14 protein-coding genes and 2 tRNA genes are annotated in these 16,011 nt (G+C 33.0%); 11 read left to right on the top strand and 5 right to left on the bottom strand.

All coding sequences use genetic code 11. The features are described from left to right. Positions 1-54 precede the first annotated feature (54 nt). From purH to rodA, 6 genes are all read left to right on the top strand, one after another. Positions 55-1,581, top strand: a complete 1,527-nt coding sequence (gene purH / locus Q0663_RS03145; protein WP_299006167.1) for a bifunctional phosphoribosylaminoimidazolecarboxamide formyltransferase/IMP cyclohydrolase — start codon at positions 55-57, stop codon at positions 1,579-1,581. A gap of 81 nt (positions 1,582-1,662) precedes the next feature. Then, positions 1,663-2,691, top strand: a complete 1,029-nt coding sequence (locus Q0663_RS03140; protein ID WP_274633743.1) for a rod shape-determining protein — start codon at positions 1,663-1,665, stop codon at positions 2,689-2,691. Positions 2,692-2,707: 16 nt separating this feature from the next. Next, positions 2,708-3,535, top strand: coding sequence for a rod shape-determining protein MreC (gene mreC, locus Q0663_RS03135; RefSeq protein ID WP_299006162.1), 828 nt, complete (start codon positions 2,708-2,710; stop codon positions 3,533-3,535). Further along, on the top strand, positions 3,528-4,034 hold the full coding sequence (gene mreD, locus Q0663_RS03130) for a rod shape-determining protein MreD (RefSeq protein ID WP_299006159.1): 507 nt from the start codon (positions 3,528-3,530) through the stop codon (positions 4,032-4,034). Before mreC ends, mreD begins: the two co-directional genes overlap by 8 nt. Beyond that, complete coding sequence (gene mrdA, locus Q0663_RS03125; protein WP_299006155.1) at positions 4,031-5,917, top strand: penicillin-binding protein 2; 1,887 nt, start codon at positions 4,031-4,033, stop codon at positions 5,915-5,917. Before mreD ends, mrdA begins: the two co-directional genes overlap by 4 nt. Then, positions 5,898-7,175: a rod shape-determining protein RodA gene (gene rodA / locus Q0663_RS03120; protein WP_299006153.1), complete on the top strand. Its 1,278-nt coding sequence runs from the start codon at positions 5,898-5,900 to the stop codon at positions 7,173-7,175. Before mrdA ends, rodA begins: the two co-directional genes overlap by 20 nt. 357 nt (positions 7,176-7,532) lie before the next feature. On the opposite strand, the gene rpsT is transcribed toward rodA, so the two are convergent. From rpsT to proS, 4 genes are all read right to left on the bottom strand, one after another. Next, positions 7,533-7,784 (bottom strand): 30S ribosomal protein S20, encoded by a 252-nt coding sequence (gene rpsT / locus Q0663_RS03115; protein WP_028891217.1) that lies wholly within the window; start codon positions 7,782-7,784, stop codon positions 7,533-7,535. Between the two features lie 35 nt (positions 7,785-7,819). Next, positions 7,820-7,891, bottom strand: a tRNA-Glu gene (locus Q0663_RS03110). Between the two features lie 111 nt (positions 7,892-8,002). Continuing rightward, positions 8,003-8,074: transfer RNA gene (locus Q0663_RS03105), tRNA-Glu, on the bottom strand. A 76-nt stretch (positions 8,075-8,150) separates the two neighbouring features. Further along, positions 8,151-9,629: a proline--tRNA ligase gene (gene proS / locus Q0663_RS03100; protein WP_299006150.1), complete on the bottom strand. Its 1,479-nt coding sequence runs from the start codon at positions 9,627-9,629 to the stop codon at positions 8,151-8,153. 145 nt (positions 9,630-9,774) lie between these two features. Here proS and Q0663_RS03095 point away from each other — a divergent pair, with 145 nt between their 5' ends. The 5 genes from Q0663_RS03095 (at position 9,775) to Q0663_RS03075 (ending at position 14,898) form a co-directional block, all read left to right on the top strand. Further along, on the top strand, positions 9,775-11,088 hold the full coding sequence (locus tag Q0663_RS03095) for a hypothetical protein (protein WP_299006147.1): 1,314 nt from the start codon (positions 9,775-9,777) through the stop codon (positions 11,086-11,088). A 15-nt stretch (positions 11,089-11,103) separates the two neighbouring features. After that, entirely contained in the window at positions 11,104-12,456 is a 1,353-nt protein-coding gene (locus Q0663_RS03090) for an OmpP1/FadL family transporter (RefSeq protein ID WP_299006144.1), read from the top strand. 98 nt (positions 12,457-12,554) lie between these two features. Next, entirely contained in the window at positions 12,555-13,448 is an 894-nt protein-coding gene (locus Q0663_RS03085) for a NifU family protein (protein ID WP_299006141.1), read from the top strand. Between the two features lie 24 nt (positions 13,449-13,472). After that, entirely contained in the window at positions 13,473-14,201 is a 729-nt protein-coding gene (ubiE, locus tag Q0663_RS03080; RefSeq protein WP_299006138.1) for a bifunctional demethylmenaquinone methyltransferase/2-methoxy-6-polyprenyl-1,4-benzoquinol methylase UbiE, read from the top strand. Position 14,202: 1 nt separating this feature from the next. Then, positions 14,203-14,898, top strand: coding sequence for a porin family protein (locus tag Q0663_RS03075; RefSeq protein ID WP_299006135.1), 696 nt, complete (start codon positions 14,203-14,205; stop codon positions 14,896-14,898). Positions 14,899-15,169: 271 nt separating this feature from the next. Here Q0663_RS03075 and Q0663_RS03070 read toward each other — a convergent pair whose 3' ends face one another. Further along, complete coding sequence (locus Q0663_RS03070) at positions 15,170-15,988, bottom strand: hypothetical protein (RefSeq protein WP_299006132.1); 819 nt, start codon at positions 15,986-15,988, stop codon at positions 15,170-15,172. Positions 15,989-16,011 lie beyond the last annotated feature (23 nt).

Below are 16,011 nucleotides of genomic sequence, written 5' to 3'. Positions count from 1 at the left end.
ATTGTGTAAGCCCTAGGGTTTTACTAGCTTTGCAAGCTTAACAACACAACAATAATGGACAATACAAAAACTATTAAATCAGCATTAATTTCCGTTTTTCATAAAGACGGTTTAGAGCTTATCGTAAAAAAACTTAACGAACTAGGTGTTACTATCTACTCTACTGGTGGTACAGAGAAATTCATCAACGACTTAGGGGTTGATGTTGTACCTGTAGAAGACGTTACTTCGTACCCTTCAATTTTAGGAGGTCGTGTTAAAACATTACACCCAAAAGTTTTTGGTGGTATTTTAAACAGACAAGACCATGACGGTGATGTTTCTGAAATGGAAGAATACAACATTCCGCAGTTAGATTTAGTGATTGTAGATTTATATCCTTTTGAAAAAACAGTAGCTTCTGGTGCTCCTGAACAAGATATTATTGAAAAAATTGATATCGGAGGAATTTCATTAATCCGTGCAGCTGCTAAAAACTTTAAAGACACTGTAATTGTTTCTTCAATGGAACAATACGGAGAGTTTTTAAACATTATTTCTGAAAATAACGGAAATACAACGTTAAGCGACAGAAAAAAGTTTGCTGCAAAAGCCTTTAATATTTCTTCGCACTACGATACCGCTATCTTCAACTATTTTAACGAAGACGAAATTGTTTATAAAGCTAGCGAAACAACTTCAAAAGTGTTGCGCTATGGAGAAAATCCGCATCAAAAAGGATTTTTCTTTGGCGATTTAGACGCGATGTTTGATAAGTTACACGGAAAAGAATTAAGCTATAACAACTTATTAGATGTTGATGCTGCTGTAAACTTGATTGAAGAATTCAAAGGCGAAGATCCTACATTTGCTATTTTAAAACACAACAATGCTTGTGGTTTTGCACAGCGTAAAACAATTCACCAAGCTTATGTTGATGCCTTAGCAGGTGACCCTGTTTCTGCATTTGGAGGAATCTTAATTGCAAACACAAAAATTGACAAAGCTACTGCAGATGAAATTCACAAATTATTCTGTGAGGTTGTTATCGCACCTGCTTACGATGCTGATGCTTTAGAAATTTTAAAAGGTAAAAAGAACAGAGTAATCTTAGTTCAAAAAGAAATAGCATTGCCAAAACAAACAGTTAGAACTGCTTTAAACGGGGTGTTAGTTCAAGATAAAGACTACATTACCGATAAATTAGAAGATTTATCGTACCCTACCAACAATAAACCATCAGAAAGTGAGTTAGAGGACTTGTTATTTGCATCTAAGTTATGTAAAAACACAAAATCTAACACAATTATCTTAGTAAAAGATAAGCAATTATTAGCTGGAGGTACTGGTCAAACAAGTAGAGTTGATGCTTTAAGACAAGCCATTGAAAAGGCAACAAGTTTTAACTTCGATTTAAACGGAGCTGTTATGGCTAGTGATGCATTTTTCCCATTCCCAGACTGTGTAGAAATAGCAGATAAAGCAGGAATAAAAAGTGTAATTCAACCAGGAGGTTCTATCAAAGATCAGTTAAGTATCGATTATTGTAACGACAACGGTGTAGCAATGGTTTTTACTGGAACTAGACATTTTAAACATTAAGCATATTCAATGTAAATTACCCACAGATTTTTATTAGATTTGTGAGAATACATTAAAATAAATATAAATAACGAAATCTTTATGGGTTTTTTCGATTTCATGACAGAAGATATTGCAGTAGATTTAGGTACTGCCAATACACTTATAATTCACAATGGTAAGGTTGTTATAGATAACCCTTCTATTGTTGCTCGTAATAGGCTAACTGGTAAAATTATTGCAACGGGTCATGAAGCAAGTAGAATGCAAGGAAAAACCCATGAAAATATCAAAACCATCCGTCCGTTAAAAGACGGTGTCATAGCAGATTTTCAAGCTTCTGAAGAAATGATTAAGGAATTTGTAAAACAAATTCCTGCTATCAAAAAGAGGCTTTTTCCACCATCATTACGTATGGTGATTTGTATTCCTTCAGGAATTACTGAAGTAGAAAAACGAGCGGTAATCGATTCTGGTCGTCACATGAACGCCAAAGAAATCTATTTAATCTTTGAACCTATGGCTGCTGCTATTGGTGTTGGTGTAGACATAATGGAACCTAAAGGAAACATGATTATTGATATAGGTGGTGGTACTACAGAAATTGCTGTTATAGCATTGGCTGGCATTGTATGTGATCAATCAGTAAAAGTAGCTGGAGATTTATTCACTAGCGACATTATGTACTACATGCGTACCCAACACAACTTATATGTTGGAGAAACTACCGCTGAAAAAATAAAACTACAAATAGGCTCTGCTACTGAAGATTTAGACAATCCACCTGAAGATATGATGGTGCAAGGTCGTGACTTATTAAGTGGAAAACCTAAGCAAGTACAAGTTTCATACCGTGAGATTGCTAAAGCTTTAGACAAGTCTATTCTACGTATCGAAGATGCTGTAATGGAAACATTGTCTAAAACTCCGCCTGAATTAGCTGCCGATATTTATAACACTGGTATTTATCTTGCTGGTGGAGGTTCTATGCTAAGAGGTTTAGACAAGCGTTTGTCTAGAAAAACAGATTTACCTGTATACGTTGCAGAGGATCCGTTACGTGCGGTTGTACGTGGTACTGGTATTGCGTTAAAAAACCTAGAGAAATACAAAACAGTATTAATCAAATAAAATTGAATGATTATTTATGCAACAGCTTATTTATTTCTTTCAGAAGTATAAGTTCTTCTTATTTTTTCTATTTCTAGAAATTATAGCTGTTGCATTAATCATTAACAACCACTCTTTTCATAAAAGTAAATTTATTAGTTCTACTAATTTTATTACTGGTGGATTATATCAAAAATCATCTAATTTATCGGATTACCTTAGCCTAAAAGAGAAAAATTCAGTTTTAGTTGAAGAAAACCTATCTCTAAAAAATAAATTAGAAAGACTTAACAGTTATTTTGACAGTATTTCGAGTCATCAGGCTATTGACACAGTTAAATTGAATCCTGATTACATTTACACTTCTGGAAAAATCATCAAGAACTCCTATAGTAAAACGGATAATTTTATAACAATTAACAGAGGAAAAAACGACAACGTTGCAAAAGAAATGGCTGTAATTAACAGTAAAGGTATTATTGGAATTACTGATAATGTATCTAATAATTTTGCTAGAGTACAATCTATTTTAAACTCTAAAAGTAACATTAATGCTAAGTTTAAAAACAATCATCATTACGGAACATTAGTTTGGAATGGTGAAGATTATAATATTGTTCAGTTAACTGATATTCCTCGTCAAGCAGTATTTCAAGTAGGTGACACAATTATTACAGGAGGTAGATCTACTATTTTCCCTGAAGGAATCCCTATTGGCACTATCATAAAAACTCCTAAAGAATTATCTGCCGTTAACAGTATTGACATTAAACTTTTTAACGACATGTCTAACTTAGGGTACATTTATGTTGTAACAAATCTTCATAAAGAAGAAATTAAAAATTTAGAAAACAATAATGAATAGAACTATTTACTTAATACTTTTATTTGTTTTTCTCTTGTTACTACAAGTACTTGTTCTTAACAATATTTTATTTTTAGGATATGTAAACCCTTATATATACATTGTATTTATCTTTCTATATCCTATAAAAGAAAATCGTTTTCCTATTCTAATTACAGCTTTTTTATTAGGACTTTCGGTAGATGCATTTTCTGACTCTGGAGGTATACATACTTTTGCTACTTTGTTTATAGCTTACATTAGAATATTTTTATTCAAAATCATCTTTAAAAAAACTACTACAGACTATCAACTTTTTAACTTAAGACACGAATCTTTTGATAAGGTGTTTAACTACACTGCTATTTTAACACTTATTCATCATTTTATCTTGTTTAGTTTAACTAACTTTAGCTTTTACAATTTCACTAACGTGCTTATCAACACACTATTTTCTAGTGTTTTTACGTTACTCTTGTATTTTTTAGGAAGTTTTATATTTAGGAAAAAGCTGACATGAAACGAAGTTTTTTACTCATATTTTTAATTACCCTTATCGGAATTATTTATATCTCCAGATTGTTTCACTTACAAATCATGAAAGGAAGTGAAAACAGTCTAACTCATAGCGCTACAATTAAAGTTGAGTATGATTACCCTGAACGAGGTTATATATACGACAGAAACGGAAAATTACTAGTCGCAAATCAATTATCTTATGATGTGATGATTGTTCCAAAAGAAGTAGAACCACTTGATACTTTAGAGTTTTGTAGTCTTTTAAAAATAGATAAAGAAGATTTTAAGAAGCGATTTTCTAAAGCTGAAAATTACGCAAGATGGTTACCATCTGTATTTTTAAAGCAATTAGCCAAAGAAGACTACGCTTATCTTCAAGAAAAATTACCTAAATACAAAGGCTTTTATATTCAAAAACGTATTATCAGAAACTACCCTGTAAAATCTGCTGCCAATGTTCTTGGGTTTATTAGTGAGGTCAGTGAATATATTGCAAAAAATAGCGAATACTATGAACAAGGAGAGTTAATAGGTAAATTAGGTGTAGAAAAGCAATACGAAAAAGAGTTAAGAGGAATAAAAGGTAAGAGGTATTATAAAAGAAACAACCTAAATGAAATTACTGGTTCCTTTAAAGGTGGAATGTATGACACTTTAGCGGTACCTGGAAAAGACCTAACATTAACTATTGATAGTGAATTACAAGAATATGGAGAATTACTAATGAAAGGAAAAAGAGGCGGCATTGTAGCTCTTGAACCTCAAACAGGTGAGATCTTAGCATTGATTACAGCTCCTTCTTATGACCCTAACTTGTTAGTAGGAAGACAACGCTCTCCTAATTCAGTTAAGTTGTTTAAAGACAGTATTAATATGCCTACTTTTGACAGAGGTCTACAAGCAATGTACGCTCCAGGATCTCCTTTTAAAATACTTACAGGTTTAATTGGCCTACAAGAAGGTGTAATTGATGAAAACTCAGGTTTTTTCTGTAATCATGGTTATCGTTATGGTAGAAGACCAAACGAATTCATGGGCTGTCACTGTAATATTGTTGGTCGTCCTGTTCGTTTAAAAACAGCTATTGCTAAATCATGTAACACGTATTTTGCTAACACCTACAGAAAAATTGTCGATAAATACGAAAACGCAACCATTGGTACTGATGCTTGGAGTGAACATGCCAAAAGTTTTGGTTTAGGAAATTATTTAGGGTATGACCTACCTTCTGGTCAAAAGGGACGAATTCCTGATGGAAGATTCTACGATAGAAGTTATGATTTTAGATGGGGAGCAACAACCACTATTTCAAATTCTATTGGTCAAGGTGAAGTAGAAACCACCCCTATTCAACTAGCAAACATGACTGCTGCAATTGCCAACAAAGGCTATTATTACACCCCTCATATTGTTAAAAAGATTGCAGGAAACGTTCGTTTAGATTCAACCTACACTACACGCAGAAATACAACAGTTGCACCACAACATTTTCCTATAGCTATTGAAGCTATGCATGAATCGTTTATTAAAGGAACCGCAAGAAGAAGTAGAGTTGAAGGAATTGAAATGTGCGGAAAAACAGGTACCGTTGAAAACTTTATTAGAGTTAATGGAAAAAAAGTTCAGTTGATAGATCATTCAATCTTCGTTGCTTTTGCTCCTAAAGACGATCCTAAAATAGCCATTGCCATTTTTGTTGAAAATGGAGGATACGGAGCTACAATTGCAGCACCAATTACTAGTCTTTTAATTGAAAAGTATTTAAAAGGTGAAGTTACAAGAAAACATGTAGAAGATAGAATGATTAATTTAAGCCTTCAAGAACGATACGATAATCAGTTACTAATCCAAAAAACAGATACAATTGCGACAAGAACGAAATAATATTTTTGCAGGAATTGACTGGCTACTTGTATTGTTGTACATCATATTAGTTGGCTTTGGATGGATGAATATTTATGCCGCATCTTCAACAGAAGAATCTAGAGAACTATTTGATTTTTCAACAAAGTATGGAAAACAACTTATTTTTATAGGATTGAGTGTTCCTGTGATTATTTTTATTCTGTTCTTCAACTCCAAGTTTTATGAACAATTTGCAAGTATTTTATATATAGTCTCATTAGTACTACTAGCTGGTGTTTTGGTTTTTGGAAAAAAAATTAATGGAGCAACCTCTTGGTATAATTTTGGAGGAATTGGACTGCAACCCTCTGAATTTGCAAAAGCTTTCACTGCTTTAGCCTTAGCTAAATTGATGAGTGATCGACAATACAACCTTAAATTATTAAAAAATCAAGCAAAAGCCTTTGTCCTCATTTTTTTACCCGCATTTTTTATTGCATTACAACCTGATATGGGGTCAGTATTAATTTATTTTGCGTTCTTTTTTGTGTTAAACAGAGAAGGACTTACACTAAGCTATATCTTATTCGGAGCAACAACCATTATTCTATTTATTTTAACCGTGTCTTTTGGGGCTAAATGGGTTCTAATTTCTTGTTTATTAATTATAACACTTGCCACACTTTACGGAATTTATAAAGACAAGCGTTTTTTCCGTTTTAACGCATTAAAAATACTTAGTTCATATCTCTTTACTACTTTGTTTATTATAGGTATAAGTTACACCTACAATAACGTTCTTGAGCAACATCAAAAAGATAGATTTGACATTTTATTAGGAAAAGTTCAAGACAATAAAGGTATTGGATACAACTCTTTTCAATCAGAAAAAACGATTAGTTCTGGTGGTCTTTCTGGAAAAGGTTTTTTACAAGGAGACAGAACACAAGGTAATTTTGTTCCTGAACAACACACCGATTATATCTATAGTACAGTAGGTGAAGAATGGGGGTTTATAGGAAGCTCTTTAGTTATTATTTTGTTTATGGCTCTTCTTTATAGAATTGTATACCTATCAGAAGTTCAAACAAACAAATTTGCAAGAATATATGGTTACAGTGTAGCCTCTATATTCTTTTTTCATATTGCTGTAAATATAGGTATGGTAATAGGTTTATTTCCTACCGTAGGAATCCCTTTACCTTTTTTTAGCTATGGTGGTTCTTCGTTATGGGGCTTCACACTACTCTTATTCATCTTTATCCGTTTAGATGCTCATAAAAAGTATGATTGGTAATACTATATAAATACCTTCCCTTTGTCTCATGTTACAACAAAGAGATAAATTTATGGTAAAGCAACTAATATCAGCTCCAACAACGCAATCATCAACAGTAAAGCTTGGTTTTACAATCTAAAACTAGACCAATTCTATCCTGTAATAGACTCAACTAATGTAACAAATAAGCAGCTAATAATATTATATATTAAGAAAGCCGAATCTATTGATTTAGTTGTTATAGCTGATGGTTACTATAAGTAAATAAAACATATAGATGCCACCGTATCAAAACGGAAAGTAAACTTTAATTTAATAAAAAAACGCCTCGATAAATATCGAGGCGTTTTTAACTATTAACTAACCTTAAAACTCTTATAAAGCTGCAACGTGCTTAGCCAACTTTGACTTTAAGTTTGCTGCTTTATTCTTATGAATAATGTTGTTCTTTGCTAATTTATCTAACATAGACACAACAGTCGAAAACATTCCTTCTGCTTCCTTCTTATCTTCAGTAGCTCTTAATTTTCTAACAGCATTACGAGTTGTTTTATGCTGATATTTATTTCTTAAGCGCTTTGCTTCGTTACTTCTGATTCTCTTTAATGCTGACTTATGATTTGCCATTGTACTAAATTCGTTAATTGTTTATAAAAAACTTGTAGTCCGTACGGGAATCGAACCCGTGTTACCAGGATGAAAACCTGGCGTCCTAACCCCTAGACGAACGGACCAAAACAATCCTTCTGATTGCGGGTGCAAATATACAACTCTTTTCGTTATTTGCAATAATTTTCATCTTTTTATTAGTTTTATTTTTCTCTAAAACTAAGCTTAAGAACTTGTAGTCCGTACGGGAATCGAACCCGTGTTACCAGGATGAAAACCTGGCGTCCTAACCCCTAGACGAACGGACCAAAACAATCTATTTTGCGATTGCGGGTGCAAATATAGAAACTGTTTTTTATTACACAAAGCTTTTTTTTATTTTTTTTAATAAGCCTTAGCGAAGAGCACTCTTTTAGTAGATCGTTTACCTGTAAACACACATGTTCCCTCCTCTTCTTTTGCATTATTAGGAATACATCTTATGGTTGCTTTTGTTAATTCTTTAATCTTGTCTTCTGTTTCAATAGTACCATCCCAATGAGCAGAAACGAATCCTCCTTTGTTTTCTATCACATTTTTAAACTCATCAAATGTATTTACTTCTGTGATGTGATCGTTTCTATAGTTTAATGCTCTAGTATACAAATTCTCTTGGATTTCTTCTAATAAGTTAGCCACAACATCCACTACCGCTTCTCTAGAAACCGTTTGTTTTTCAAAAGTATCACGACGTGCAACCTCAACTGTACCATTTTCTAAATCACGAGCCCCCATAGCAATTCTTACAGGCACCCCTTTTAATTCGTATTCTGCAAACTTAGCTCCTGGTCTAAAAGTATCTCTATCGTCAAATTTTACTGATATACCTTTAGCTCGTAATTCATTTACAATTACATCTACCTTTTCAGAAATAGCGTCTAATTGCTCTTCTCCTTTATATATGGGAACGATTACTACTTGGATTGGCGCTAACTTTGGAGGTAATACTAAACCTGCATCATCAGAGTGTGTCATAATCAACCCACCTATTAATCGAGTTGATACCCCCCATGATGTTGCCCATACATATTCTTGTTTCCCTTCTCTTGACGTATACTTTACATCAAATGCCTTAGCAAAGTTCTGACCTAAGAAATGTGATGTTCCAGCTTGTAACGCTTTTCCATCTTGCATTAACGCTTCAATAGTTAAGGTATCATCAGCTCCTGCGAAACGCTCGCTCTCACTTTTTGCACCTTTTATCACTGGCATTGCCATAAACTCTTCTGCAAAAGTTGCATATACTTCTTGCATTTGTTTTGCTTCAGCTAGTGCTTCTGCTTTTGTAGCGTGTGCTGTATGACCTTCTTGCCATAAAAATTCTGCAGTACGTAAAAATAAACGTGTACGCATTTCCCAACGTACAACATTCGCCCATTGGTTAATCAATAATGGTAAATCTCTATGTGATTGTATCCATCCTTTATAAGTATTCCAAATAATTGCTTCGGAAGTTGGACGAACTACTAACTCTTCTTCTAACTTTGCTTCAGGATCTACACGAAGCTTTCCTTCTCTTTCAGGGTCATTCTGCAAACGATAATGTGTAACTACCGCACACTCTTTTGCAAAACCTTCAGCATTTTTCTCTTCAGCTTCAAACAAACTTTTGGGAACAAAAAGAGGAAAATATGCATTTTGATGTCCTGTTTCTTTAAACATTCTATCTAACTCTTTTTGCATGTTCTCCCAAATTGCAAATCCGTAGGGCTTAATTACCATACATCCTCTAACCGCTGAGTTCTCAGCTAAATCAGCTTTGATAATCAATTCGTTATACCACTTCGAGTAATCTTCGTCTCTTTTTGTTAAATGTTTGCTCATATTCAAAAGTTTGGCATAAATATTGTTATTTTTTATGCGTAAATTGTGTATGCAAAACTACATTAAATAAGGTAACAAGCCCAACAAAGAAATTAATTTTTGCTACTCAATAAAAAATAATTTGCATTAACTAAAACCTAAGGTCATGAAGTTCCATTACACCAATACCAAACTCCCTCTTTCTATTCTATCAATTCTAATGGTAGCTACGTTTGTTTCTTGCGGATCCACACAAACAACTGTTGGTTACGAGGATGGAATTTATGCAGACGATATTGAACAACCAGAACGTAGAGTAATTATTGTTGACGAAAGAGAATATGATGATTACGAAGAAAATTACTTTACCAAAGAAGTTGAACGTTTAGGTACTTTAAACGGAACAGATATTTTTACCGATATAGAGAACTATAAGTCTGAGAATGCCGATTATTATGATGACGAAGAAGTTATTTATGAAGATGAGCCCGAAACAAGAATTACTTATAACAGTAATGAACCTTGGGGGTATAACAGCAATAGCGATGTAGTTATAAACATCAATACATATCCTAGATGGGGTTACCACAATGATTGGTACTGGGACTCTTACTATGGCTATGGATATAATTATTACAGACCTTGGTGGAGACCTCGTTATTATAACTATTGGGGCTACAACCACCACTGGCATCCTTATCATAACTGGAATTCTGGATTTTACGTTGGTGTAGGTGGTTTTTATTACGGTTCTTACTGGAACTCTCCTTATTACGGATACAATTATTACAGACCTTATTATCATAACAGATACTACAACAACCGTTATTACCGACCTTACAGAGGCGCTAACTACTACAGAAACAACAGAGTAGCTTCTAGCTCTAGAAGAGGCTATACTACTGGTCGTAGAGGAACAACTGTTTCAAGACGCTCTTCTGATGTATATAGAAGAAGTAACGACAGAACTTATCGTAGTTCTAGAAACACTCGCTCTACAAGGAACACTAGAGGATATAATACAAGAAGTAACAGATCGAACAACAGGAACATAAACCGTTCTACTAGAACTAGAAGTTACAATTCTAGCGGAACTCGCTCTAACAGAAACTACAGAAGCACACCACGTACCACCAGGAGTAGAAGTTCTAGAGGGCATGCTGTAAGAAACCATAATGATAACTCATACAACAACAGAAGTGTAACCAGATCTACAAGAAACTCTAGAAGCTACAACACTAATAATAGTAGCAGAAACAGAAGTATAAAAAAATCTACTCCGACAAGAAATTCTCGTAGCTACACAAGGTCTAATAACCGTAGTAAAAAAGAATATGCTTCTCGTAGTAACAATACAAGGAATAACAGAAGTTATTCAAGATCTTCTAACAGATCTTCTCGTAGTTATTCTACACCATCTAGGAGTATACGAAATAATTCTTCTAGAAATAGTTCAAGTTCAAGAAGCCCTAGAAGATAATTAAAAAATAAACACATGAAAAGAATTTTAGCTCTTGCAATTGGTGTTGCCAGCACATACACTTCCTATTCTCAATCTTTAAACTACAATGATTTAGGAGTTTTATTTTCTAAAGACGATAACTACGGAACCGCTCGTTTTGAGGCTATGAGTGGTGCCTTCGGAGCATTAGGAGGCGATATCTCTTCCTTCGGAATTAACCCTGCAGGTAGTGCTGTAGCTATTAAAAGTACCTTTGGTGTTACTTTGGGTAATAGAAATACAGAATACACTTCCAAATACTATGGAAATACTACCAATACAGAAGATGATTTTTTCAACATAACGCAAGCTGGTGGGATTTTATCTTTTGATTCTGCACTGAACTCTAATTGGAATCGTTTTGCGTTGACTTTTAATTACCGAATCAAAAAAGATTTTAGCGGATTCCATGCTGCAGAAGGTAATAGTCAATATTTAATTTATAACGAACACGTTGCCGATCCAAAAGTAATAAAAACTCAGTTTGATAGAAGTCTCGACCAATACAACTCAAGTTATATTGACGGAAAATCGAGTGTATTTAGTGTAGGGTTCTCATCTGTACATCAAAACAAACTGCATGTTGGTGCATCTTTAAACTTTCATGATCTAGAATTTTACAGAGAGCATTTGTTCAATGAGATAAATGATGATATAGATGGAAACGTATTAGATGTAGAAAACTATACAGAAAGTTATATACAAGGAACAGGTTTTTCGATTGGTCTAGGTTTTATCTATAAACTCGATCAAAATATTAGATTTGGTTTAGCCTATGAATCACCTACATGGTATCAAGAAGTTTTAGAAGATTATTATGATGAACTTTTAATGAAGAGAGTTGAAAACTTAAGTATCCCTGAAGATCTTGATATAATAGGCCCTGAATCGTATTTGTATAAATTCAGATCTCCAAGTAGGTTTACAGCAAGTGGAGCTTATGTAATAGGTAAAAAAGGATTAATTAGTGTAGACTACACCTATAAAGATTTTAAAAACATAAAATATAGTGGTGGTAACTTCTCAAATACTAACACTAATTTTGCTAACAATTATAGAAACACTCATGCTTTAAATATTGGTACCGAATGGCGCTTTGATAACATGAGCGTACGAGGTGGATACCATTACGAAAAAGACCCTAATTTACTTTTAGGGGGTAATACTGACGATGATAACATACAAGGTTTCTCTGCTGGATTAGGATATAACTTTGGCAATATCAAGATTGACTTAAGTTACACCAAATCGAAAAACAAAGAATATTATACAATTTACCAAAATAGCGATTTAGCAATTAATAACAATACCTCAAGAATTTCAGGAACTGTAACATTCAGTTTATAATTCTTTAAAACATGATATAAAAGTCCTGCTTTATGCAGGATTTTTTATATATCCATATCTCAGTTTTTTACCTTAATTTTGCTCCTTATTTACAACTTATGAGTTCTATTAAAATAAACATACAAGAAACCAATAACGAAACCATCTTAAAGTTTGTTAGCAACAAAATTTTAGTGAACGGTGGTAGTTATGAATACAACAATATTGACGAAGCTAAAAACTCACCTTTAGCTCAACAACTTTTTTATCTTCCATTTGTAAAAAAAGTATTAGTAACTGCTAATTTTATAGCAATTCAACGATACGATATCGTACAATGGGAGGATGTTGAAGAAGAAGTTAGAGAACAAATTGAAGCTTATATTCAAAGTGGAAATTCGGTAGTTAAAGAAGAAACTACTAAAAAAGACGCTATTGAAGTATATGCAGAAGTTACTCCGAATCCAGCTGTAATGAAGTTCGGAACCAACAAAGCGTTAACACAAACTGATGTTGAATTTACAAATATTGAAGAAGCTAGCAAGTCTTCTCCTCTAGCCCAAGCCTTATTCAATTTTCCTTTTGTAAAAGAAATTTTCATTTCTGAAAACTATATTTCTATTACAAAATACGATATGATTGAATGGAATGAAGTTTACCAAGAGGTTCGTACATTTATTCGCAACTTTATTCAAGAAGGTAAAGAAATCATTACTGAATTACCAAAGCAACAAACAAAACAAAACGTTGAAATTCCTAAAGAGAATTTAACTGATGTTGAAACTAAAATTGTTGATATTCTAGATGAATATATCAAGCCTGCTGTTGCTTCAGATGGAGGAAACATTGCTTTTCAGTCATACGACGGAGAAAGCAAACGAGTAAGCGTTATTTTACAAGGAGCATGTAGCGGATGTCCGTCTTCAACAGTAACCTTGAAAAATGGTATTGAAACCATGCTAAAAGAAATGCTACCAAATCAAATTAACGAAGTAGTTGCTATTAACGGATAATTTACCGTAAACCATACAAAAAACATGTCTGAAAACATCAAACCATATAAAGATTCTGAATTAGGAAAGAAAGAGCAAGTTGCTAAAATGTTTGACAATATTTCTGAAGATTATGACGGGTTAAACCGTGTTATTTCTTTTGGAATAGATGTTAGTTGGCGTAAGAAAGTAGTAAAACTAGTAGGAGAAAATAATCCGAAACAAATCTTAGATATTGCCACTGGTACTGGTGACTTAGCCTTAATGATGTCGCAATTAAAACCTGATAGAATTGTTGGCTTAGACATTTCTGAAGGAATGCTACAAGTAGGAAGACAAAAAGTTGCCAAAGCTAACTTATCAAACAAAATAGAAATGGTAGTTGGAGATAGTGAGAACATCCCTTTTCCTGACAACACTTTTGATGCTATTACAGTTTCTTTTGGCGTTAGAAATTTTGAAAATTTAGATAAAGGTATAACCGAAATACTTCGTGTACTAAAACCTGGAGGTAAATTTGTGGTGCTAGAAACCTCAAACCCTACTAAATTTCCTTTTAAGCAAGGATACAAACTGTACACTAATTTTATTTTACCTATAATTGGTAAACTCTTTTCAAAAGACAAAGTTGCTTACTCGTATTTATCTGAAACGGCAAATTCTTTTCCTTTTGGAGAGGCTTTCAACAATATTTTGCAAAAAAATGGGTTTAAGAATGCAAAGAATATACCTGTAACCTTTGGTGTTGCATCAATTTATACCGCTTTAAAATAGTATGTTAAAAAGGCTTTTACTTTTCGGAATTTTCGCAGTTTCAATTGCTGCTCAAGCTCAAAGAGAAAAAATATTGAAACTTCCTAGTTTTGATAAACCTCTTTTTCACTACGGTTTTTATTTAGGAGCTAATAATAATGGTTACAAAATAGGCTACAAACCAAGTAGTATTAACAATCCCGAAATTGAAGTAGAGTCGTCTGTTGGGTTTAATGTTGGTTTAATTGCTGATTTAAGGTTGCATAACAACATAAATCTTCGTTTCGAACCTGGTTTAATGTCTAACACCAAAACATTACGTTTCAATCATATATCTGGTCCAGAAAACATAACTACGCGTGAAGTTGGTGCTACATACTTACATTTACCTTTATTATTAAAATTTAGCACAAACAGACTTAATAACATGAGACCTTATGTGATAGGTGGAGTTTCGTACGATCATAATTTTTCGAGTAACGAACGAAATAGCGATGATAATTTTGCTGGAGAATTTAGAACAACAACCAACAACTTTATGTACGAAGTTGGTATTGGAGTAGATTTTTACTTAAGTTACTTTAAATTTTCTCCTTCAATAAGAGGTGTTTTTGCTATAAATAACGAAGTTAAATACGATAACAAAGCTTCTCAGTGGACAGACCCTATTAATTACTTAGGTACCAGAGGGGTGTTTTTACATCTAGCTTTTGAGTAAAACTATATTATAAATAGAAAAGGCTATCAGAAATCTGATAGCCTTTTTCTTTGCATTAGATAGAAATCCTCCAAAATCTATTATTCTCTATATGTTTAGATACATTTTATCTGTAAAAGTCACATTATATAAATAAAAAAAGGTCACTTTCGTGACCTTCTTTCATAAAGATTTCTCTTCATTGTTAGATAGAAGTCCCCCGAAATCTATCGCACTGTAAAAAACAGTGTTTTTATCATTCCCAAAGATATAAAAAAATGTTAAATTTTTACTAATTTTTTATAACTATTTTACTATCAACTATATCTTTTATTGGAAAAATAATCTTCCCTTCAACTGTAGCTATAGTTGCACAAATATTATCGATCGCCACAACAACACCTTCTACATCGTTAATAACAACCTTTGCACCTATCTCTATGTTCTTTCTAGAATAATATCCGTAAAGTAATCTAGCAACAGCTTCTCTTGCACCAAAACCAAAGGCTAAAGTAAAAGCTAAAAGCACTGATCCAATCAATAATGTTACATTACTTTTTATTACTGAAGTATCAACTCCTGCTTGATCTAATGCTGTTATAGATAAAAATACAACTATTAAATAAAAAGCTATGTTCCCTACTAAATTTCCACCTGATACCTCAAGCGACTTAAACATTGATTGAATTGCTTTTTTAACCATAGTACCTAAATAAGCACCTGCTACAAAAATTCCTAATGCTGTTAGTAATTTAGGCAGATAAGCAAAGAAACTTTTTATCCCTTCTGAAACGACTTTTAAACCAAACATTTCAGCTCCGACCATAACAAAAACAAAAATTAAAAACCACTTTAATACAGCCAGAATCACATTGGTTAATACAATGTTTATGGTACTATTCCCAAAAATCTCTGTCTTTCGTAATTTTTTAGACCATTCATCAATTTTAGTCTTTGCCAGTGCTTTTCTAACTATATATAAAAATACCTTTATTACTAACCATGAAACAATCACAAAAAGAACAAACATTGCTACCATTGGTAGCGTGTTTATAATTTCTTGAAAAATATCTTTAAAAGGCTGTAAAATATCTATTTCTAAAAAATTCATAACTAGTATTCTATATTTGGTTC

Origin of the sequence: uncultured Tenacibaculum sp. (assembly GCF_947504135.1) — a bacterium.
Lineage (GTDB): Bacteria > Bacteroidota > Bacteroidia > Flavobacteriales > Flavobacteriaceae > Polaribacter.
This window is presented reverse-complemented; position numbering and strand designations above follow the sequence as displayed.